This is a genomic window from Paenibacillus sp. 276b (genome assembly GCF_900107875.1).
GTDB classification, from domain to species: domain Bacteria; phylum Bacillota; class Bacilli; order Paenibacillales; family Paenibacillaceae; genus Paenibacillus; species Paenibacillus marchantiae.
The window spans coordinates 672622-696009 of the sequence record NZ_FNRR01000001.1 but is presented as its reverse complement, the minus strand read 5'-3'; the positions used below and the strand labels follow the sequence as shown (position 1 = coordinate 696009).

At 47.1% G+C, this 23388-nt stretch carries 16 protein-coding genes; 5 read left to right on the top strand and 11 right to left on the bottom strand.

Annotation, left to right across the window (positions count from 1 at the left end):
- Positions 1 to 131: 131 nt before the first annotated feature.
- Complete coding sequence (locus BLV50_RS03160; protein ID WP_064638833.1) at positions 132 to 716, top strand: P-loop nucleotide/nucleoside kinase family protein; 585 nt, start codon at positions 132 to 134, stop codon at positions 714 to 716.
- A 176-nt stretch (positions 717 to 892) separates the two neighbouring features.
- On the opposite strand, the gene BLV50_RS03155 is transcribed toward BLV50_RS03160, so the two are convergent.
- The 4 genes from BLV50_RS03155 to BLV50_RS03140 form a co-directional block, all read right to left on the bottom strand.
- Entirely contained in the window at positions 893 to 3055 is a 2163-nt protein-coding gene (locus BLV50_RS03155; protein ID WP_090805809.1) for a hypothetical protein, read from the bottom strand.
- A 310-nt stretch (positions 3056 to 3365) separates the two neighbouring features.
- Positions 3366 to 4331, bottom strand: a complete 966-nt coding sequence (locus BLV50_RS03150; protein WP_090805806.1) for a sugar phosphate isomerase/epimerase family protein — start codon at positions 4329 to 4331, stop codon at positions 3366 to 3368.
- Between the two features lie 108 nt (positions 4332 to 4439).
- Complete coding sequence (locus BLV50_RS03145; RefSeq protein WP_090805803.1) at positions 4440 to 5636, bottom strand: ROK family transcriptional regulator; 1197 nt, start codon at positions 5634 to 5636, stop codon at positions 4440 to 4442.
- A gap of 224 nt (positions 5637 to 5860) precedes the next feature.
- Positions 5861 to 6700, bottom strand: coding sequence for a YitT family protein (locus BLV50_RS03140; RefSeq protein WP_064640909.1), 840 nt, complete (start codon positions 6698 to 6700; stop codon positions 5861 to 5863).
- A gap of 375 nt (positions 6701 to 7075) precedes the next feature.
- Between BLV50_RS03140 and BLV50_RS03135 the strand changes: the two genes are divergently transcribed.
- From BLV50_RS03135 to BLV50_RS03125, 3 genes are all read left to right on the top strand, one after another.
- Complete coding sequence (locus BLV50_RS03135) at positions 7076 to 8134, top strand: Delta(5) desaturase DesA (RefSeq protein WP_079694478.1); 1059 nt, start codon at positions 7076 to 7078, stop codon at positions 8132 to 8134.
- Positions 8135 to 8227: 93 nt separating this feature from the next.
- A complete protein-coding gene (locus tag BLV50_RS03130) occupies positions 8228 to 9376 on the top strand; it encodes a sensor histidine kinase (protein ID WP_063563423.1) in 1149 nt (382 codons plus the stop codon).
- Positions 9373 to 9972 carry a response regulator transcription factor gene (locus BLV50_RS03125; RefSeq protein WP_063563422.1) on the top strand — a complete coding sequence of 200 codons (600 nt, stop codon included), beginning with the start codon at positions 9373 to 9375 and terminating at the stop codon, positions 9970 to 9972. The genes BLV50_RS03130 and BLV50_RS03125 overlap by 4 nt, the downstream gene beginning before the upstream one ends.
- A 147-nt stretch (positions 9973 to 10119) precedes the next feature.
- On the opposite strand, the gene BLV50_RS03120 is transcribed toward BLV50_RS03125, so the two are convergent.
- From BLV50_RS03120 to BLV50_RS03110, 3 genes are all read right to left on the bottom strand, one after another.
- Positions 10120 to 11028 carry a hypothetical protein gene (locus BLV50_RS03120; RefSeq protein ID WP_072732577.1) on the bottom strand — a complete coding sequence of 303 codons (909 nt, stop codon included), beginning with the start codon at positions 11026 to 11028 and terminating at the stop codon, positions 10120 to 10122.
- 60 nt (positions 11029 to 11088) lie between these two features.
- Positions 11089 to 11829, bottom strand: a complete 741-nt coding sequence (locus BLV50_RS03115; RefSeq protein WP_072732576.1) for a polysaccharide deacetylase family protein — start codon at positions 11827 to 11829, stop codon at positions 11089 to 11091.
- A 395-nt stretch (positions 11830 to 12224) separates the two neighbouring features.
- Positions 12225 to 12728 carry a ferritin gene (locus BLV50_RS03110; protein ID WP_063563419.1) on the bottom strand — a complete coding sequence of 168 codons (504 nt, stop codon included), beginning with the start codon at positions 12726 to 12728 and terminating at the stop codon, positions 12225 to 12227.
- Positions 12729 to 12902: 174 nt separating this feature from the next.
- Here BLV50_RS03110 and BLV50_RS03105 point away from each other — a divergent pair, with 174 nt between their 5' ends.
- Positions 12903 to 14165 carry an amino acid permease gene (locus BLV50_RS03105; RefSeq protein ID WP_063563418.1) on the top strand — a complete coding sequence of 421 codons (1263 nt, stop codon included), beginning with the start codon at positions 12903 to 12905 and terminating at the stop codon, positions 14163 to 14165.
- Between the two features lie 55 nt (positions 14166 to 14220).
- On the opposite strand, the gene BLV50_RS03100 is transcribed toward BLV50_RS03105, so the two are convergent.
- The 4 genes from BLV50_RS03100 to BLV50_RS03085 form a co-directional block, all read right to left on the bottom strand.
- Positions 14221 to 14343, bottom strand: a complete 123-nt coding sequence (locus tag BLV50_RS03100; protein ID WP_090805800.1) for a dihydroorotate dehydrogenase — start codon at positions 14341 to 14343, stop codon at positions 14221 to 14223.
- A 99-nt stretch (positions 14344 to 14442) separates the two neighbouring features.
- Positions 14443 to 14700, bottom strand: coding sequence for a YolD-like family protein (locus BLV50_RS03095; RefSeq protein ID WP_063563416.1), 258 nt, complete (start codon positions 14698 to 14700; stop codon positions 14443 to 14445).
- A gap of 162 nt (positions 14701 to 14862) precedes the next feature.
- The gene (locus BLV50_RS03090) at positions 14863 to 16557 is read right to left on the bottom strand and encodes a DUF11 domain-containing protein (protein WP_090805794.1); all 1695 of its coding nucleotides are present in this window, start codon (positions 16555 to 16557) and stop codon (positions 14863 to 14865) included.
- On the bottom strand, positions 16554 to 23264 hold the full coding sequence (locus BLV50_RS03085) for a DUF7507 domain-containing protein (RefSeq protein ID WP_090805792.1): 6711 nt from the start codon (positions 23262 to 23264) through the stop codon (positions 16554 to 16556). Before BLV50_RS03085 ends, BLV50_RS03090 begins: the two co-directional genes overlap by 4 nt.
- Positions 23265 to 23388 lie beyond the last annotated feature (124 nt).

Genomic DNA, 23388 nt, shown 5'->3' with positions numbered 1-23388 from the left:
TAGCTATCAATTGAAGACGTTTGTGATAAAATAAACAAGTCATTTCACACCTGAGGTGTCATCATGAATCTCTTATTCTTACTTAGACATTACATATTCTTTCTATCGATTATGAGGAGGCAATTCAAACCATGAGCAAACTGATTTTTTTTCTTGGCGGGGCCGGGAGTGGCAAAACAACCCTTGCCAAAGCCCTCTCGCGTAAACATAAAGCTGCTTTTTTGGATATGGATATCCTGCTGCGTCCAGCTGCTGAAGCAATAATGACCCTACAAGGACTCGATCCATCCGATCGGGATTCACCGGAATACAAACGGCTGTGCCGTGATTTGGGATACCGTATTACGATGGATGCTGCACTGGACAACGTGCAATTGGGTATCGATACCGTGGTTGTAGGACCCTTTACCAAAGAAATCGGAACTCCGGACTGGATCGAGCAGGAACTCGCACGGATTGGACGTTCCCTTGATGATACAGATGTACGTGTGGCCTATATTTATCTTGCAAATGAAGCGTTGTATCGAGAGCGGATTACAGCCAGAAAATCCCCGCTGGATGAGTGGAAGCTGGAGAACTGGGATGCCTTCACAGCTTCACTTGCCCGTAAACAAGTAGCCTGGCCCTTGCCCGCCTCAGCCGTTGCTTACATTGATAATTCAAATGAGAGCCCTGATATCGCTTTTGCTGAAGTCGAACAACGAATGTACGAATAAAATGTGTAATGGAATGGAACGACCTTCATTTTCTCCATTCAATTTCATGCTACCTATAGGCTCAGAAATATATAATCCACACCAAAAGGGGTATTTGTCATGGTTACCCGCGCAGGTCCAACGTGACAAATACCCCTTTTACAATAATCTATGACTAAACATCCGAACCTACATCGTTACAAAAACTGCTTCATAATATACTCCTGCTCCAGAGGTGTAATCACAGTGCGCTCCACGGGTGGGCCTTCTGTCAGATACTCTGCCACTTCAGCCACACGATTGGATTCCAGTTCCGCTGTAAATACGAGATTGGCCATCCCTAATGTCTCAACCAATGTTCCCCGCGCTTTAGCGTGAAGCATGAATAAGGTATATAAATCTGGTCGTTTCAACTCCGTCATTGCCCGGGCGATCAAAGCCAATTCGGCTTTGTTGTCTCCCATCGGATGATGCGCTTTAGGCTGTCTCTTTAAGCCAAGATCGCACCACAAAATGCACCGCTCCTGTACATCAATAATGGCTGGAATACAATTGCGGGAATCTGCCATCAGATCGATTCGCTCCTGCACCGTTGAAGGTTCGAACATTTCATCCGACTGTGGAACCTGACGCATCATCCAGCCAGCATAACACTCCGATAAATCCTTGATAGCATTATCCCTGAATGCGTTAACCATGATTACAATATAACGTGCCCCTAACCTAGAAACGGACGGCAAATGCAGATCCATATACTTCGCCACTCCATCCGGTGCAGTCACCATAAACCCACTATTTGCAGCTATATATTCATTCGATTTCAGAGGGGTCCGGGATGTTTGGTCCATATAACGCCAATCCTCATCATACAGTACACCCGACAGATCGGTATCCACACGTTCGATTCGCTCATCACCGCTCAGGCCTTCTCTCCACCACAGAAAAAAACGAACGGTATCTCCTGTGGGTAACGATATCCATGACGCACGCGATAGAGCTCGAAGAGATTCGCTTGCCCGGCGTTTTCCCCATGGAACTGAAAACTCTTGAAGTCTTTCATCAATGTAGACATTACCGAGTGGTGGAAGCACGGCAAACCGTTTCAACAGTGTATGCTCTACCGCCGATATCACCGCATGAACATCCTCAACGTTGAGGGACGGTAGCGGTTGAGTGGAGACATACAGATTTGCCGTGTTGCCTTTGCGGAAAAAGCTCCTCCTGACCTGAAACTCCGTCCGTGTGCTGAAATGGGCCAACACTCCAAGCAGCGCCCTTGTCGAAACCTTCTCTTCCACAGTTTCCATTTTGCCGATCACTTGCTGCACCGGAACACCGGAACGTATCATTCGGTCGAGCTGACCGACCATCTCTCCCGGACGTTCCGCAAGCGTCTCCAGAATAAGCTGGTTATCCTTCTGTTCAAATGCCCGCTCCACTCGGCCATGAAAGGTAAGCGGTCGTTCCCCACGTCGCAACTGGTCCAGCGCCGCTATTGCCCCTGGATAACGGTGACGATATTCACCTGGATGCAGTCGCTCGGCCAATCTCTGCCAGCGCCCTTTATATCGAAACAAATCTTCCAGCGGGTTCGAAGCACCCTCCAATAAAGCAAGTATTACCCGACGTTCAGATCGAGTAAATGAACGGAAGCGGGTGTTCTCCTTCAGACTGACATCTCCATCGGAACACGCTACCGCCAGCCGCAATATATCTGTTGCCGTGCGCAAATGTCGCTGGAGTTGCTTCACCGAAGCACGCCCCGCCTTTAATAAAGCCGCGCAATAAACGGCTGCATTTTCCCTCACAGGTATTTGCCCTGCCTCTGGTTCAAATGTGGCCCAGCCTTCGTACTTTGTTGCAAACCAGGTCAACTGCTCTCTTGCAACTGGCATTAACGAAGATTTTGCTGTAAGCAGGTCCATTCCTACTTGGTAAAAATCTGCTTCACTGCCGAGATGAATCACACGCAGTCGCAGCTTGTTCAGCAGTAATATGCGCTGCTCCTGTTCTTGCTCCTTTTCAAGAAGCTGCTGTCTCCAGGAATGCATCAAAGCATTTAAATAAAATTTACTTTCCTGAATATTCATTTTCCGCTTAGGAAATTTCGGATACACGAGGATTTCCTTTAAATTGATTCCTTTCATCTTTCGAAGCTCATCTATCAATTGCTCAAACCAGAAAACGAATCTGTCACGTTCCCAGGTATTCAGCACATCTATCAGTTTCGTCGAAAACGTATATCCCAGCGATTCCAAATTTCTCAGTGCAGTCGCCAATATACGCACAGGCAGCTTGCCCTTGCGCTCTGCAATGATCACTTTCAAATTCCTGCTGAAATAGATTGAGAATAAATCCATCACTTGTACTCTCCCACATGACGATAATATATTCAGCATTGGTATACTTGGCCTAGCTCGTGGCGGTTCTTCATATGTATAACACAGTCCAAAAAACTAAAAAAATCAGGGAAGCGGCACCCCTAATACCATTGTAAGAGTTCAGAAGGAAGGGATACCATAGCCTGATTAATGCATATTATATCTTATAATTACTGATTAGAAAATATCACATCGGAAAGAGAGCGGCAGAATACCACTTAACCCAAAAGGTAAGATTATTCTGACCGCTCTCTTTACGTTTATTTTTCACCGCTGTTCTCTTGCCAGATTATCCGTGCTGCCGTGCCGCTTGACGTCCGGCGATACGAGCTGTAATTAACTGGTGACTCTCATCAATCTCTTCCGGTGTGCAGGCTGCTTTCAACTCATATACTTTGACCGGAGAACGATCAATGATATCCAGGAATGAATCAAAAAATGCCATGTCCTTACTATGGATATAAGGACACCAATGATCCGATAAGCCTACCGTCTCATGAATATGGACCCCGACGACATGGTCGATCAATTCATTTGCTTCGCGTACATTATCATAAAGCCCCATTCGATCCATCATCATGCCGTGACCGATGTCGTACCATAAGCCGAGTGGTGCCCCTTTCATTCCACGGATAAGTGCGCCCGCCTCCTGCAGCGTCGGCATTTGGTAACAGCGTGATCGAGTCTCAATGCCGAAATTCACCCCGTATCCGCGCTGTTCAGACAACTCACACACTTCTTCCAGACTCTCCTGAATCCGCTTCAGGTAATGTGCGCTACTCGCCTCACGCTTCTCCAACATTTCTTGCCACAACGATTGATAGTCCGAGGAGTCCGGCCCTTGATCGTGATATATCTTTTTCAATGCTTCATCAATATTATATTCAAACGGCACCTCGCCTGGATGCACGACGACTGCCTTCGCACCATACCGGTGTGCATATTCAGCTGAACGGAGCAGCAGTTCAATGGCGCGCTTTCGACGAGGCTCATCGTCGAAACCGAGCAGAACCGAGTCGGTTCCATAATCTGGATCAGCTACATGTGGAAATGTATTGTGCACACTGGATATGCCGATTTCTCCCCGTTCAATCATTGGTTCAATCGTTTGAAGCAATTCGTCCGTCACGTTATAGTTTAGCTCCACCTGTCTGAAGCCTAGGGATTTGATCTCCTCAATCATGCCCTGACCCGTAGTGTGACGTTTGATGTTCCAGCAAGTTGAAAATGAATATTCCTTTTTGTCGGTAAACATAGCTTTGTCCTCCTATATGCGATGTTCAACCCGTTCAATGTCTGATGAATCTTCTCTATTTTTAAATCAGCCTAGCTGATGTTTAATTCAAATCTCATTTTGACGCTTTTATTCCAATGCCTCATGCTGAAGATTCAACATCGTCTGTTGCAAGGCTACCTGCACTGCTCCAGTCACTACGGCCCGCTCGCCCAGCTCTGAACAGATCAGTTCAGGCTTCGCCGGGAATTGATCAGATACGATCTGTCTGAGAAACGGCAATAACACATCCCCATTTCCCCCGATACCTCCGCCAAGTACAATGAGATGGGGAGCAAGCACGACACAGATATTCCGCAGAGCCGAAGCTATCATTTGGCTGTATTGTTTCAGAATCTGCACAGCCTGCGATTCTCCACCTCGGGTAGCTTCAAACAGTTTCTCAGGAGTCAGGTGTTCACGAAGGTATTCTATACCAGAATCAGGACCCTCAAGAAGACTGGCATCCAACTGACGCTTGGCCAGTTCCATCAGACCTTCCGCTGACAAAACATCCTCCAATCGACGCCCCTCTTCCAACAACATCTCCGCGAGCTCGCCTGTCACCCCGCCCATGCCTCGTAGCAATTGCCCATTCACCATGATGCCTGCACCTGTTCCAGTACCGATGGAGAAAAAAACAAACAGATTGGAATCCGCTGCTGCTCCACCCCTGTACTCCCCCAGTGCAGCCAGGTTCACATCGTTCTCCAGGATCACTTCACATGGGAAGGCTCCCGACAATGATTCAAGCGAGAGCAACTTTTCCAATCCCTCTAACGGGGCAACGATTCGATCAATATCACCAGAGTCCGGCAGTACAACACCTGGAATGCCAAAACCAATACATTGGATCTGATCCCAATTCAATTGATTTTCCGTCAGTAATTCATCCATATGGCTTCGAAGCACATCAAGGATTGCCGTCCCTGCTCGATCACCGCTTTGGACCGATAATGTTGGATACGTTCTGTAATCCATAATCTCACCATTCAGATCAGAGAGTGCAATCCGAATTCGGGTTGCCCCAATATCGATGCCACAGAGATAATAAGCTGTTTCATTGAATCGAATGAGTGTTGCTTTGCGACCCTGGGCATTGTCGGCTCTGCCGGTTTCCAGCACCAGATTTCGTTCAATCAGATGTTCAATCGCCGACGACACCGTAGGTTTGCTGAGTCCGGTCTGACGACTGATATCTGCCCTGGACATCGCACCAGTTGCGATCAGCGCATCCATAATCAAATTCTCGTTCAGATTGCGGATATACTGCGGTGTGCCAGCCATTTTATCGCCTCCTTTTATAGTTAGTTAAGTTTCTTAACGAATTAAATTTAATATATCATCGGCTTTAAAACGTGTACAGCTTTTTGTCTGTATCGGATGATATGATTTCAAAATCAAGGCCTGATCTCATCGTAATCATTCAATTTCGACTTTACATTATGTAAATCAAAAAAAGCCGCAGTGATAAACACCGCAGCTCCTTACTTCGTTATATATACGTTTCATTACGATTTGGACAATTCAATGAATCCTTCACCAAAGACGTCGCGCACATCATGGATCGTTATGAAAGCAATTTCGTCCTCCGCTCGTACAATCTTCTTCAGCATTGGAACTTCTTGTTTGCTAATGACAATATATAAGATCTCTTTCGGGTTCTTCGTATAGTAGCCATGACCAGACAAGACGGTGACTCCCCGATCCATCTTCTCAATGACCTGTTGAGCAATGGCATCCTGTTTGGTAGATATAATCGTAACTGCTTTTTTCGGATTGAGCCCTTCAATAATAAACTCCATCGTTTTGGTTCCGACGAACAACATGACAATCGTACACATCAAACCTTGCGGCCCTATAATGAAGAAAGACGAGAACGCCACGATCAGATCGAAGAATAACAGTCCATAACTGATGTTCCAATCCAGATATTTATTGGCAAGCCGGGCCAGAATAACGGTGCCCGCCGTTGTGCCGCCTACTCTAACAATCATGCCGATACCCAGACCGGCAAATAATCCACCAAAAATAGTATTGATCCAGAGCTCGTCCGATGCGATCGTCCAGCTCTCGGTTAGGTGCAGGAACAGCGAGTTAAATACCACCGCAATAATGGTATACACCGTTGTCGTTCTGTCCAGAAATTTGTACCCCACAAGTAGCAAAATACCATTCAGGAGCAAGTTCATCAGTCCAGGAGACCATTCAAAGAGGTAATACAAAATAATTGTAATCCCTGTAACGCCGCCTTCAGCCAAATCATTCGGGATGACGAACAGGTTTACTGCAAGTGCAAACAGAAATGCACCCGCCATAATAAATAGAATATCCGTTATTCTTTTCTTCATCATGCACTCCATCCAATCCATCAGAAAATCAACCTATCAACCAATTTCATAAGTTGTCATAACCACTCAATGATAGATTCTACCATGCCCGGCACAAAATTTGTATACATAATACAAATTGTTGCGCAAATTGTACAAAGGAATCTAAAAATACTGTTTTTCAGGCTCTACAAAGCAGGTTTGCTTCATCCACCCATGACAAATGTCATGGGTCATCATTGATATTCATCATTACAGTGTACTGACGTTTATGACTTACTGCACTGGACGCATTCTTATACAATGATAAAAACGCCTCACTTGGAGACATCTTCCCAGGAAGCGTTAGGTTAGAACTGATTACAGTTATTGACCATTGAAGGAGGACGTAAGTCTATGAGCAGAACCAAAGAAATGGCCCTTAAAAAAGAAGTGACCCCTTATGAGAAAAATAATCTTCGCCTGAGTATCCAACAATTAGTGAATTCCATACTACCACTATTATTATTATGGGCCGCAGCGTACTATAGCCTGTCCGTGTCCTACTGGCTGACATTTCCGATTGCCCTCGTAGCCTCGGGGTTTGTACTTAGAACGTTTATCATCTTCCACGACTGCTGTCATGGTTCATTCTTCAAAAGCAAACGTGCCAACGACATTCTCGGTACGATTACAGGTGTATTAACCCTGACGCCTTACCTGCAATGGAAAAATGAGCATTCCATTCATCACGCCACCAGCGGCAATCTGGATAAACGTGGAGTTGGCGATATCTGGGTGATGACGGTTGAGGAATATAAAGCCGCTTCCCCTTGGGGCCGTCTCTTCTACCGTATTTATCGTAATCCGTTTGTCATGTTCGGTATTGGACCCATTTATGTATTCCTGTTCGCCTACCGTTTTAACCGTAAAGGTGCAAGACGCAAAGAACGCATGAATACTCACCTGACTACAGTGTTGATCGTAGCTCTTTATGCCTCCATGTGCTGGTTAATCGGCTGGCAGGCTTTTGTCCTGGTGCAGGCACCCGTCTTTTTCTTCTCTGGCTTCTTCGGCATCTGGCTGTTCTACGTACAGCATCAATTTGAAGATACGTACTTTGAGAATGAAGATGAATGGAGTTATGTGAAGGCTGCTGTTGAAGGTAGTTCATATTACAAATTGCCTAAACTGTTGCAGTGGATCAGCGGCAATATCGGGTTCCACCATGTGCATCACTTGAGCCCACGTGTACCTAACTATTACTTGGAAGAAGCACATAATGCAACACCACCATTGCAGAATGCAACAACGATTACGCTACGTTCCAGTCTGGCTGCCCTGCGCTTCCGTCTATGGGACGAAGAATCCAAGCGTTTTATTAGCTTCGGCGAGATCAAAACGTTATCCCGCAAGCCTTACGTTCAACCGCCTATTCGAGTAAACAACCAAGCGGGTCTGACAGAGAAGCCTTAACTCTGTCGGATTCGTTTTCTTGTATTCAGGCTAAAGTCATGCTACAGTCAGGCTAAGTTTGAGTACAATGCAAGTCCGAGGAGGAGAATTTTCATTCAAAAGTGGATGCAGCTCTTTTATAAAAATACAGGTTTAAATCCATATGTATGGCTCGTCTTTTTCATCCTGCCCTTCTATTATATTTCACAATATTCCAAATTGTGGCCCATGGTTGCGGGAATCTTCATCATTCTGTTCTTCTTTGTTTGCTATCTGCTTGCCTTCATCACAAAGGGCTGGCAGGTGTATATGTGGATTGGGCTGCTGATCGCCATATCAATTACGATGACCATCGCTTATGATTATGCCTATTTCTCATTGTTTCTTGCTTTTTTTATTGGGAATATTAAAAATAAAGCCGGCTTTTTCACCCTCTATTCGGTGAACCTGGCAGCCAGTTTTCTAACCATTAATTATAGCTTCATCAAGCAGAGCACCCTACTGCTCAGTCAGTTTCCGTTTGTATTCATTAGTCTCATGGCATCCATTCTGCTTCCGATCAGTACGTATAACAAAAATAAGCGTGAACAGTTGGAAGGCCAGCTAGAGAATGCCAACAAACGGCTGGATGATCTGGTGAAAATGGAAGAGCGGCAACGTATCGCACGCGATCTGCACGATACACTTGGACAAAAACTCTCTCTCATCGGTCTGAAAACCGATCTAGCGAAGCGTCTGCTCCGCATGAATCCTGATCAAGCCGAGATTGAGCTGAACGATCTGAGACAGACGGCAAGTACGGCCCTGAAGGAAGTCCGGGAAATGGTAACGACCATGCGTGGCACACAGCTGGTGGATGAACTGTTCCGTGCCGAACAGATTTTGAAGGCCGCTTCCATTGAATTTGTACTGGAAGGCAATCCGAAGTTGCAGGATACGTCACAACTAAATGAAAATGTACTCGGCATGTGTCTGAAAGAAGCCGTTACGAATGTCGTAAAACACAGTCAGGCAACGGTATGCACCATCCGAATCGAGGAAACACTGTCCGATAATATAGTAACGGTTCAGGATAACGGAGTTGGAATCGAACGTACCCGCAAGCAAGAACGGCGCGGTACCGGAATCTTGGGAATGAAAGAACGACTTGAATTTGTGAACGGTTGTCTGGATATTCGTTCCGGAGCAAACATGGAAGGTACAGGCATTGTCATCCATGTTCCCAAGCTGGTCCGCAAACCGATAAAGGAGGTTGAACAATGATCAGGATCGTAATCGCCGAAGACCAGCGTATGATGCTGGGGGCCTTGTCTTCCCTACTCAATCTGGAAGAGGATATGGAAGTGGTAGGTCGTGCAAGCAATGGACAGGAAGCTCTTTCTCTCGTCAGGGAGCTTACACCAGACATCTGTCTGATGGACATTGAAATGCCCGTCAAAAGTGGCCTGGAGGCCGCTGAGGAACTGAAAGGTATGAGCTGTAAAGTCATTATTTTGACAACCTTTGCCCGGACCGGATATTTTGAACGTGCTTTGAAAGGCGGTGTACGCGGTTATCTGTTAAAGGATAGCCCGATCGAGGAACTAGCCGAATCAATCCGTCAGGTCATGAATGGGAGACGTATTTTTGCACCCGATCTGGTGGACGAGGCTTATGTACAGGAGAACCCGCTGACCGAACGTGAAAATGCCGTTCTCGGCCTGATGGCAGACGGTAAAAATACAAAGGAAATAGCCGGACATTTATTTATTACTACCGGTACGGTGCGAAATTACATCTCTATTATCCTCAACAAGTTAAATGCAAGTAACCGCATTGAAGCCATCACTCGTTCCAAAGAAAAAGGGTGGTTTAAATGAAAGTACCGCTTTAACCCAATGAAACATAAATAAGCAAGGTACACCTTCCCATCGGTGCACCTTGCTTATACAAGGATAGGCTGGCCTGGAGTACTCACTCCGGTCCAGCCTATTTCCTTTTGGAACCTATTTTAGTTCCATACTATACTATTTCACAGAAACAACCATGCCCAAAGCTTCCAGTGGCACCTGCTCGGTCTGGAGCTGATGAATCTGCTTGCCATCTTGCCAGGAGATCGTTACATTAACGCTTTTACCACCGCTTGGGTACTGCACGTTCACGAATCCTTTATCCTTTGGTGCAGGCAGTGTATGGGATTCCAAGTATTCCACCATTCTCTTCGCAATCCCCGGATTATTCATGTTATCTTGGGAAACGGATCGAATTTGAAGCGTCCATCTACCTTCTGTCCATGTCAGATACTGACTGCCCGCCGCGCCTTCAGCCACACCCTTGATGTCATGTCCCAGATCCACCGTCATGTCCTCAGGAATGTCTTTCAAATCTGTCTCAGGGAAAATATCCGTACTGTTCGGGTCTTTATACGTCTTCACTTCATAGGATGCCAGAACAGGTACCTTGCTGCCAGAGGCCGTCAACGAAGCATCGTTAACCGCAACAGACTGGTCAGTGGAATAAAAGTTAATGTGGAACGCATCTGAAGTATTCGATGTGATCGCTGCAGTCAGATGTTTTCCCTTTTCCAAGGGAAATGAAGTAGGTAACGAAGCGTTCTTCATCTTCAGCTGACTGCGAATGTCCTTAATGACATCGTTCGCACTTTGCTGGGTTTGATCGTTACTGCCCGTTTCCGAATTTGATGTCCCGCTTCCCGCAGAACCTTCCGTCCCCGTTGTTTCCGTTGTATCTGTTCCGCTATCTTTCGTTCCATTGGAGAAATCGGCTCCTCCACTGCCTGACTGAGCCTGTTCGCCAGCCGCGGGGGACATGTTGTCCACTGATGATGGTTTGGTATCCTGACCACCACACCCCGCAAGAGCAAGCAGCACTGCTGTTGTCACAGGAATCGTCATCCATAATTTAGGTTTGCTCATGTTGTTGTCCTCCTTGAAGCCGTTATTGGAATCAGCTTACATTGTTGTCTCGCCTGAATTTTAACGTTTGTCATTCCAGAAATTCACGGGCTGCACTTTCTTGGTCAGCACTTCAAACTGGTAGCCTTCTGCTTTCAGTGTTTTTAACACTTGCGGAAGTACTTTCAATGTCGCTTCCTGGTCATGCATCAGGACCACAGGGGTGGTTCCGCTCTTTTGAACATTATGGATCTGCTTCATCACGCTGTTGTAAACTTTCTGATGATCCTTCTTGTATTTCCAATCTTCGGAGTCGACATTCCAATCCCACAGATGGAATCCACCCTGACCTAGTAGAACATTGCGATATGCCGGTTTGAGATACGGTTTGCTGCCGTATGGAGTACGAACGAGACTGGTTTTGACACCTGCCACTTTATTCAAGCTTTCATTGGCCTGCTGCATTTCTTTCAAGCCGCTGTATGCGGATTTATAAAATTTACTGGGAACATGCGTTACGCCATGCAAGCCCAGTCCATGTCCATCTGCAACAATACGCTTGGTGGCCTTCTGAAACTTCTCCATCTGAGGTCCAAGCATGAAGAATGTCGCCTTGGCATTGTACTGATCCAGAATATCCAGTAATTGTCCCGTATGGGCGGTCGGCCCATCATCGAAAGTTAGATATATGATTTTGGAGCTCGCTTTATTTCCAGCATTCTTGGATGCGGATGATGTAGCTGAAGCCGACTGCGGCAATAGCAATGGAATGATCAATAGAATAGCAAGTGCGGTGATGAATGTTTTACGAATATGTAGCATAATAAAAGTCTCCCTTATGTCTTGTATTTCCCCGGGTGTCTATGTTTCTCTCAGTGCAGCCCTTGGCGATAATCCTAATACTATCAAAAAGAGTGCGTCCCATTCTCGCTTCAAATGCTACGTTCGAGTTACACTTTTGTCAGATTACCCAAAAAAATAAAACGAATTTGATAGATTTGCTCGAAAAAGAACATCCGTCGGGATAGATCAATGTTGACATATATTCTATTAACCCAAATTGTGGTTTCTGATAGATTCATTTCTGGAATTTATATGAAGAGAGCAAAGAAGCTTAAAATGGTATAACAAAAAAGCCTGCCCGAGAGCAGACTTTTCATATGTAGATCGATTTACTTGTCGTTCGGATCAATCCTGTTGCTTTGCTTAGTCCCCTCTTACTCCGCAGGAGCTGTGAATGAACGTTTACCAAATTCGGCGTCCAGCATGTAGAAAGCATTGCTATCTTTTTCGATACGGCGCAACTTCTGGATGATATTATCAAACAGAGCTTCCTCTTCGACTTGCTCATCGATGAACCACTTCAGGAAATACATCGTGGCATGTTCACGCTCATTCAGGGCAATGTCAGCCAGATTGTAGAATTTCTTCGTGTTTTGCTGCTCGTGTGCATATCCGTGTTCAAACACATCCAGCATTGAAGAATATTCATTCTTCGGCTCTGGCAATGCAGCAAGAGTAGCGCGTTGTCCGCGGTCATTCAGGAATTTGTATATTTTCATGGCGTGGAACCGCTCTTCCTCTGCTTGTACGATGAAGAAGTTGGCAAATCCGTCCAAGCTTTCGCTGGAACAGTATGCGGCCATCGCCTGATATACGTGAGCCGAATAAAATTCGAAGTTCATCTGTTCGTTCAAAGCTTCTGTCAACTCTTTACTCATTAGGGATACACCTCAATCTTTCTCTAGGGATAGTTTTATTTTATCATAACGTCCGCACGACCGATATCGAAATTTCTACAAAATTCGCCAATGACTGATTGCCTCTCTTCCTATATAATTACATAGTTCTCGCTCTAAAATCATTTTATTCTGGAAGGCAGGCCATTTTATTTCATGAACACATCTTCTTCGCAGCTCAAAAAAACGATAGGTATGCCGCAAGCTGTTGCGCTTTATATAAGTGCAGTTCTCGGTTCAGGTGTCCTGATTGTACCCGGACTTGCTGCCGAACTTGCAGGACCAGCTTCACTTCTCGCCTGGGGAGGCATGGTGCTGCTGATTCTCCCACTCGCCCTATCCATGGGATTACTCTCAGCCCGATACCCGGACGCAGGCGGTGTATCCCATTTCGTCACCCTCGCTTTCGGACAACGGGCAGGAGCCGTGGTTGGATGGTTCTTTCTAATGTCCGTTCCCATCGGTGCTCCCGTGGCTGCCCTTACAGGTGCAGGCTACATGACGGCTGCGCTGGGACTCGGGGAAGGATATAGAACAGCGATTGCCGCCCTCATGCTGGCGGCTGGACTGATCATTAACATCGTGGGCATGCAGGTTGCCGGAAAGGTACAGATTGGCGTTGTGCTAGCGATTATTATCGTGCTAGTCATGGCATTTGTATTTGCTATTCCGAATATGCAATCCATACATTTCACACCATTTATGCCAAGTGGTTGGGTCAGCGTGGGTCAGGCTGGGGCCATTCTGTTCTGGTGTTTTATCGGTTGGGAAGCTGTATCTCACCTGTCTGAAGAATTTACTGATCCACGCAAGGCAGCTATCAAAGGCGTAACCATTGCTGCCATCATTGTAGGTGTGCTCTATTTCCTGACTGCACTGGCGACAGTCGGAACCCAAAGCTATCTTCATGGCGGAGCTGATGTCTCTCTCGTATGGATCATTAGTCAGGCTCTCGGTTCCTGGGGTGGATTACTTGCTGGGCTAACTGGCATATTCATTTGCACCGCTACGGTCATTGCGTATGCTGGTGCCGCATCCCGTGTCGCCTATGCACTGGCAAGACAAGGATCCGCCCCGCAATGGATGTCCCGCTTATCCAGTCGGTACCATACACCAATTGCTGCAATCGGCTTCCTGGCCATCTGCTTCACTCTCGTGTTAGGCATATACGGATCAGGTCTGGTGTCACTCACCACACTTATTCAGTTGCCTAATGCAACGTTCATTCTCACCTATCTTGGTGGATGCGCAGCCGGAATACGCTTACTCAAGGGAAGTCGTACTGGGGTAACCATCAGTTGGATTTCCTTTGTGGCGACAGCCATTGTGTTCCCTTTTGCCGGGTGGGCCGTTCTCTACCCTGTGGTGATCGTCGTTCTGTACGGACTTCTCAGCCGCAAACGACAACACAAAATATAAACAAAAAAAGCTCTGCCGCGATGGCAGAGCTTCCTTTATTCATCTGGAATAATAATTATACCAGGAATGCTTTGGAGATGATAACCAACAGGATAAACAAAACCAGAATGGCACCTACAGAAGTAAAACCTCCGTATCCGTAGCCTCCTCTTGCTTCTCCACCTAATACTTCGCTCATTGACCGTACCTCCTCTGCAACAGGTATGGGTTATCTTATGCAGGGAGAATGGATTTGACAGGGCGGATGCCCTGATTCAGATCCTGTTTATCATCTTTTTCAAAACCGTGGAGAATCAATGCGCATAATATCCAGGAACGGCACTTTGGCCGTAAATTCTTCCTCTGTATACTCCACATGCACTAGCCGGGTACGTGAGTCCAACTTCACAATCACCCCATGAACCTGATCTTCCTTGCCCCATACGGTCAGCAACACTTCCGAACGTTCTTGATACGCCTCAACCAGTTGGTTCCCCAGCTCTTCCAGTTCAAACTCATCCCGGGTAGGTCTTTTTGCAACTTTTGCTTTTGCCAATGTAGCGGCCTCCTCTATAGCTAATCCGACACCCGAATCCACGGGTTATTTGCCGAGGTCATATTTAATTAGTATACCATTCATTCACGTTCGTGTAATGTCATGACTCCATAACGAAGCAAAAAATCCCTTACATTTACAGATAAAGGCTAGTATCCCCCTTCATTCATCGCCATCTTCAACAATAATGGTGTATACATTCGAAATGGACTGTCCTGAATGCCTCTGACCGTTCCACTCGTAGGTATACATTGCAGTTACGGTACCCTGCTGGATTCCCAGTTGTTCAGCGGAGGATATTTGTGCAATGTAAGTGACCCATTTCTCCGCTCCAGGTTCCATCTCACCCAAATGTAAAAATCTTGGTGATGAATACTCTGAAATGATCGCTCGATCCCGTACTTCTGCTTCCCCAATCCATTTGGCACCTGGAGGGAGCACATCAGCCAACTGCACCCGCGCGGGCCAGGCCCCTGTGTTGGTCACATGTACATGAAAGGTTACATTTCCTCCCCTTTCGATCAAGTCTGGCTTCACTTCCACATGAACCGAGATGATAGGAAACTTCAACTGAATGACAGCCGTATTGGAGGAAATTATTCGTTGCACAGAACGCGAATCTGGCAAGCGAAATGTATAGATCAGGCGAGCCTGATTCATCAGTTCGAAGACTGCAGGTACACCCCGCTCCTGCTCTGTGAGATGCACTTCAAATTGGATATTAACCACGGAACGTGCAGTCAACGTTCCCAGATTGATGCCTTTGACTGGATTTGTTCCAAGCCGTTTCACACCGTTCCACCCCAGGCTCCCCTCAACATAGCGCATACCTGGCGGAAGAAAATCCGTCACGATAGCATCTACTGCAAAAGAACCTTCATTGTGTACCGTTATTTGGTATTGAACGGTATCCCCAGGAGTAGCGATGGGTGGACTCACACTTTTCGCAATCGAAATCCGAGGTTGAATGATTTGTAAAGTTGCTACGTTCGAGTATACATTCTCCAATGTGTCACCTGAAACGTACTCTAGTACTGCCTGAATTGTTAAATTCTCAGCTATGCTTCCTCCCGTGACCTGTACTCGAAATTGAATTGGAACAGATTCTTCGGGTAGTACCTCGCCTATCATAATCCCGGAGTCAGGCGTCGTCTCGGGAACAAAAATCTCATTCACAATGACACTTCCCGGAAGAAATTCAATCCCTTTGGGTAATGGGATCGTTACCCTGGCATCGTTTCCTATTATAAAACCCGGGTTACTCACCAAAAGGTTGTAAGTGACGATATCTCCGACAAAGGTTTGCACACGATCTGCATTCAAAACCAACGACAGACTTGACGAGACCAGATTTACTTCTACCACGTTGGATTGCTCTTCTCCCTCAACCATTCGTCCTTCCGGCGTCACAAATGTATAACGTATCTTCGCTTGATTCACCAGTTTCAAGTCCTGAGGAAGACCGACGATGATCACCTGAAAATGAATACGCAACGTCGCTCCAGGTACGATTTCCTGCGCAGGAATCCCTCTCTCCGGTGATACTCCTGGCAGCGGAGTTCCATCCAGGAGTACACTATTGGGGAGAAGTGAAGTTTCCGACGAGAGCGAATCCAATACATGGACCATGGCAGCACAATTACCCGAATTCAAAATTTCAATCAGATAGGTCAGTGTCTGCCCCAGAGCAGCCTCAGCAACGTTGCAAAACTTGTAAACCTCCAGCCTGGGGCCGATCCATGGTGTAACTACCGTATTTGAATAGGCCACCTGTTCCAGTTCAGTCGTACCCGAGCTGAATCGAACCAGTGACTGATTCTGTAGCGTGTGGGACAACGGACCGGAAGATTGGCTCATATCACCACAACCTCCACTCTGAATGTAACGGTAACTGAAGCACCGGCGGCAATTGAACCGAGTGTTATCCCTGTATTCGGATTCCCCGTAGGCCTTGCCACGCCATCCACCGTAACACTTCCCGCTACAAATACGGTGCCTGTTGGTACAGGGTCTACCATAACCACGCTATTGACTACCTCGATGCCACTATTGGTTACCACAACTGTATAGGTGATCACATCGCCGACAACAGCATCAACTGCACTTGTGCTTTTGATCACAACGACATTTGGTGCAGATACAGGAATCACCAGAACGTTGGAGGATACTGTACCCGTCAACTGACGTCCATCCGGCGGACTAAATGTATAATTGGCTACCGCCTGATTGACCAGCTGCTGATTCTGCGGCAATGAATCCACGGTAACTTCCAGAGTGACCGTTACATTAACGGACCCTCCTGGAGGTATCGTCCCAACAACAATCCCTGATTCCGGATTTGCACCTGGCTGTGGAACACCATCAATCAGGACGCTGTTGGGAAGCAGTACTGCTCCATTCGGAATGTTATCCGTAAGTGTCAAATTGGCTGCTAAATTCCCACTGTTGGAAATGGTAAAAGAATAGGTAATGATGTCTCCGATGGTGGCATTGGACGTACTCGCTGTTTTGGTTACAGCAATAATCGGCTGATAAATTGGTGTTACCACGGTATTTGAATAGGCCGCTCCCGAGAATACACCCGATGTGAAACTTACCGATGACTGACTACTCACTTGCGGTGGTGCAGGCAGCGTGTTGACCCGAACCGCATACGAAACGGATACAGATGCTCCAGGTGCCAAAGAACCAAGCGCTATACCCAGTGTCGGGTTAGCCGTGAGACGTGGAACGCCGTCAACCAGGACACTGCCTGTGACAAAAGTAACAGCCGAACTGATTGGATCGGTTAACACGACATTGTTGACAGGATCAATCCCATTATTGGTTACGACCATCTCATATACAATCGTATCACCCACTACAGCATCAATTACTGGTGTCGTCTTGACGACACTGACATTCGGAGCAGACACCTGAATATTGAGAGAATTGGACGAAAGGCTGCCTCCCAGTGTTCTTCCATCCGGCAGCGTGTAGGAATAGGTTGCTGAGGCCTGATTGGTTATGGCCTGGCTTAAAGGTAGGGTGATGATCACGACCGAGAACATGATTACAGTTGTTGTGGAGACTACACCCAGTGGAATCCCTGAAGCCGGATCGGCTCCTGGTGCTGAAGCTCCATTAATAATGACGCTATTTGGCACAAGTTCTGTTCCTGCCGGAATGGTATCCGTTAACGTGACAGATGCCCCAAAGTTCCCTGCATTGGTAATCGCGATGCTGTAAACGACCGTATCCCCTACCGTTGCTATAGCCTGGTCTCCCGTTTTGACTGCCGACAGAATCGGTTGGTATACCGGGGTAGTGACCGTATTAGAAAATGTGGTAGCTGAAAAAACACCTGATGTAAAGCTCACTGTAGACTGATTGTTTAATACTGCACTAGATGGGAGTGCTGTAACCTGCACACTAAACACAACGGTCACGGTAACTCCAGGCGCGATGGAACCAAGCGTTATTCCGGTTGAAGGATTGACACCCGGTCGAGGAACTCCATCAATAAACACGCTGTTTGCTGTAAGAACAGTACTTGCCGGCAATGCATCCGTAAAGACCACATTGCTGACAGTCGCTATTCCGTTATTAGTTACTGCAATGCTGTACGTCACGACATCACCAACAGATACAGACGTAGATGTCGTAGATTTCACCACATCGACATCGGGAGCCGACACTGAAATGGTAAGTATATTAGACAAAACAGAACCCGTGATGTTGCGTCCGTCAGGCAGCGTAAAGGAAAGAGCAACCGAAGCCTGATTCACCAGCTGTTGCGGGGTCGGCAAAGTATCAATAACTACGGAAAAGGTAACCGTTGTTGTTGCCCCAGCAGCAACAGTGCCTGCCGGAATGCCTGTTGCAGGATTGGCTGCAGGTAAAGGCTGACCATTTACAATCACACTGTTCGGAACAAGTATGGTTCCTGTAGGAATATTGTCCGTTAGGTTAATCTGGGCACCATAGTTACCCTGATTGTTGACGGTAATCGTGTAACTGACGGTATCCCCAACGGTAGCATTTCGTGTACTCGCCGTTTTTTGTGCTGATAGAATGGGCTGAAATACCGGTGTAACCACAGTATTGGAGAACGTTGTGCTTGAGAATGTCCCCGAGGTAAAACTCACTGTGGATCGATTGCTTAATTGTCCACTTGGTGGGATCGCATTGACATTGATACTGAAAGTCACAGTTGCAGACGTTCCGGGAGCGAGCGTACCTAGTGATATCCCCCCTGCCGGATTGGAAGCGGTCTGCACTACCCCATTTATAGTGACACTTCCTGCAACAAAAGAGGCCCCCGTAGGAATTGGATCCGAAAACTGAATATTATTTACCGGTGCTATTCCGCTGTTAGTTACCAAAATGGAGTAAGTAACAGTATCCCCTACGGCAGCCGCAGTAGAAACTGTACTTTTAACTACGGCAACGTTTGGCGACGAGACTGGAAACGTCAGTGTATTTGAGGTGGCTGTCCCTGTTAACGTTCGCCCGTCAGGAGGTGTGAAAGTAAAAGATGACGTCGCAAAATTGCTAAGTTGCTGCGGAGATGGAAGTGAATCCACAACAACGGCAAATGTAACAACAGCTGTCGCTCCCGCTGCCACAATGCCTACAGGAATACCCGTTCCTGGTGTTGCTCCAGGCTGTGGTACACCAGATACCACGAGGCTATTGGGTACAAAAGTTGTGACAGTAGGAATCGTATCTGTCACTGTAACGTTTGCCTCCAGATTGCCTGTGTTACTGACAGTTACTGTATATATAACCGTGTCGCCTACGGTCGCATTAACTGTATTTGCTGTTTTGATGAGTGAAATTTGCGGTTGTATGACCGGAGTCTGTGTTGTATTGGATGATGATGACCCCGAAAATGAACCGGATGTGAAGCTGACCGTCGACTGATTGTTAATCTGTGAAGGGATCGGCATAGTAATCGTCACCTCAAAAGTTACGGTAACCTCAGCTCCTGGAGCCAACGTACCGATTGGAATGCCGGCGGTCGGATTGGAGAGCGGGAATGAAGTCCCGTTCACAATGACGCTTCCGGGTACAAATGGGGTATTCGGAGGAAGAGGGTTGACATATACCACATTGTTAACGGCTACTGTTCCGTTGTTACGAATAACAGATGTGTATCGAATGACATCCCCGACCACGCCATACTCTACATTGTCACTGTTTACTATCGTTACATTGGGCAAGGATACGGGAATGTTAATGGTGTTCGATAACGAAGAACCGGCAACTGTTCTCCCACTTGGAAGAGTGTAGGCAAATGATGCAACTGCTTGGTTAGTCAACTGCCTTGAATCAGGCAAACTTGTGACCATGGCAACAAAAGTGACCGTTACGTTCGAGCCTGCAGCGATCGGCCCCAAATTAATTCCTGTTACCGGGCTAACACCTGGTGTTGGTACGCCATTAATAATGACACTATTCGTACTGAATACAGCTCCCGCATGAATCGGATCCGTCAAGGTAACCGTTGCGGCAATATTGCCTGAATTGTTGACCTGAATGGAGTAATTAAAGGAATCCCCTACTGTCAAATTCGAGGTGCTAGCTGTTTTAGCTACTTGGATGACTGGTTGATATATGGGTGTATTCACCGTGACAGACGAAGAAACGCCATTAAAACTGCCTGACGTAAATGCTGCACTTGCCCGGTTGCTGACTGAACCTGTGGACGGAACGGATGTCACTCTTGTTTGATAGGTCACCGTAACGCTACTTGAACTGTTCAATGCACCGACAGCAATGCCCGAAAGCGGACTTGCATTCCTTGCAGCAGCTCCATTAATAGTGACACTGCCGGAGACGAATTCCGAACCGGTTGGCGTATCCGAGATCACCAGATTTTGTACCGCACTGCTCCCAGCATTTGTTGCAACAACCGTATAGGTAAGTACATCCCCTACGGTAGCGTCCGGCGTACTTACTGTTTTGCTAATCAATATATTGGGGCTTGATGCAGGTATACGAACGACATTGGACAAACTGCTTCCTGAAAGATTTCGTCCACTCGGAAGCTGGTACGTGTAACTAGCGGCCCCCTGATTCTCTAGTGTTGGCGGTGATGGGAGTGTAGTGAGTGAAGTTCGGAACACAATCGTTGATGTTGCTCCTGGCAGCAGACCCCCCAACGTTATTCCGGTTAATGGATTGGTCCCAGGACGCGCAGTACCATTCACGGTTACCGAATCCGGGTTAAATGTCAGGCCTGATGGTATCGTATCGGTTACATTTACTTGAGTCGCTATGGTTCCGTTGTTCGTTACCACAAGTGTGTATGAAATCTGATCCCCTAGTGTCGCATTGGTTTCGCTCGCCAACTTGTTAATGCCGATTGCCGCCTGGTATACAGGGGTTGTAATGGAATTGGAGTTGGAAATCCCCGTGAACGAACCCGAGCTATAAGACACTACGGCACGGTTAACTAACGAACTTGAAGCAGGCAGGGACTGCACATTAACCTGAAACGTCACCGACGCGGAACTTCCTGCTGCCAACGTTCCTAGCGAAATTCCACTGCTCGGATTGGCTGATGGTACGACAGTTCCTCTGACGATCACACTGCCCGCTACAAATGTGGTTCCAACAGGGATAGCATCCGTGAGCACCACATTGTTAATCACTTGGATACCACTGTTGGTAGTAACGATGGTGTACGTAAACGTCTCCCCAACTGCAACATCCGTGACCGATGCCGATTTTACCGTGGTTACATTGGGCAATGTGACGGGAATCGTCAAGGTGTTCGAAGCTACTGTGCCGTTAATAGTCCGACCATCAGGAGAGTTAAAGAAATAGGTGGCCGTGGCTTGATCCACAAGGGTTGGAGGCGTAGGCAAGCTTGTTACGAGTACCTGGAAGATTACGGTATTTGTACTTCCTGCCGCGAGGCTCCCCAGATTAACGCCAGTCGCAGGATTAGCACCAGCAATCACATTTCCATTTAGTCGGAAGCTGCCCGCTACGTACGAGCTGCCGCTCGGGATGTTATCCGTTAATGTAACGTTGGCAGAAACATTCCCCCCATTGTTCACCTGAAGCGTATACGTGACCTGGTCACCTACTGTGGCGTTGGTTGTGCTCGCCGACTTCACAATGGACAGGTTTGGTGAATAGACAGGAAGTGTAGAGTTATTGGACGGAATGACTCCCGTAATCACTGAGCCCCCTGCCACACTTTGGAACGTAAAGGCGGCATTCGCTGAATTCACCAATTGCAGTATGCTTGCATCCTGGCCAATGAGCGCACGATAGGTTACAACGATACTGTTGGATAGATTTAATGAACCAAGTGGAATGCCGGCGGTCACATCGAGTGTTGGGCGGGACACACCAGCGACCGTTACACTCCCTGGAATGAAGGTGAGCCCTACAGGCAATGAATCGGATAGAACAACGCTGGCCGCACTGGCTGTACCTGCATTGCTGACAGTAACGGTATAAAGAATGCTATCCCCCGCTACCGCACCAGAGGCAACGGATGCTTTGGCCACTGTAATTTTGGGTGCATTGATATCAACCTGAATCGCATTGGCATTGACAATGTATGCATCCCCGGAGGTCGTTAACGTCAACACCGCAGAAGACTGGTTATTGATTAGTCTCGCTGACACATCCACATTAGTAATATCCCAGCCTTGACGTCCGCCGATAATATTGGTGCCCGGAGCCCCGTTCGTCTGGTTCCGCGTTCCGAAAGTCCCTGTTGTATTAAGGGTTCCTGTATCGCCGTTGATTTGAGAAGCAAAAAAGTTTGCAGCCAGATTGTTTGGTCCGGACAAGGCAACCGAAGTTGCCGAGGTTGGCCCGAATAATGCCTGATCCCCGGTCCGGTTCGCGTCCCCTTCCTGTGCACTGAACAGGGCTCTGCCTCCCAATGCACCCGAAAGCGGAGTAGCAAATCCAGTCAGTGTGGTAACAACTGGCGCCGATGTAGACTGGACGAGTACTCCACCTGCACGTAAGGACATGTTGCGAAAGGGCAGGCTGGGGTTCTGATAAATGACTCCAAGTGTCCAGCCTGCATGATTGGCTGTAGCATCATTAGTGATGACAATCGTTCCTACAACTGCTCCGGTGGTATATGTACCCGCTCCCCCATTTTGTACAAGCGAAGTAACATTGGCTGAACGCACATAGCCGGCAGCGCCGTTCCCCAGATCAAATTGATTATAAGTAGCTGGATCAGGAGTAACACTGGATGTACCTGCTGGTGTAGTAAACGTAACCGGATTATTGATTGCAGCACTCAGATTGACTGTCCCATTGATGTAACTTCCACCCCAGATCAATTCTGCATACAAGACAGTGCTGCCAGCAGGAAGAACGAGTATTGCCGCTGAACTGTTGCTCTGATACAGGCTCGTGGTTCCTAGCGGATAGGTTCCGTACTGGACGGAAGCGTTGGTTGTCGTAAAAGCTCCAATACTGTCCTGTGTTCCGGGTACTCCGGCTGTGTCCGAACGACTCAGTCCAAGCGTGTTACCTGTAAATGTAATTGCTCCCGTAGCATTAACGGTTGAACGAACGACAAGAGGAATTGATCTCACCTCCCCTTCATCTTAATTGGAATCATATGAATTGGAGCCTTCTTACACAGTCTATGAGCCTATTTCAGATTTTTGTTTGTCCTCTATAAGAACTTTATGCGCTTTTATGTAAGCTTTGTTTCCA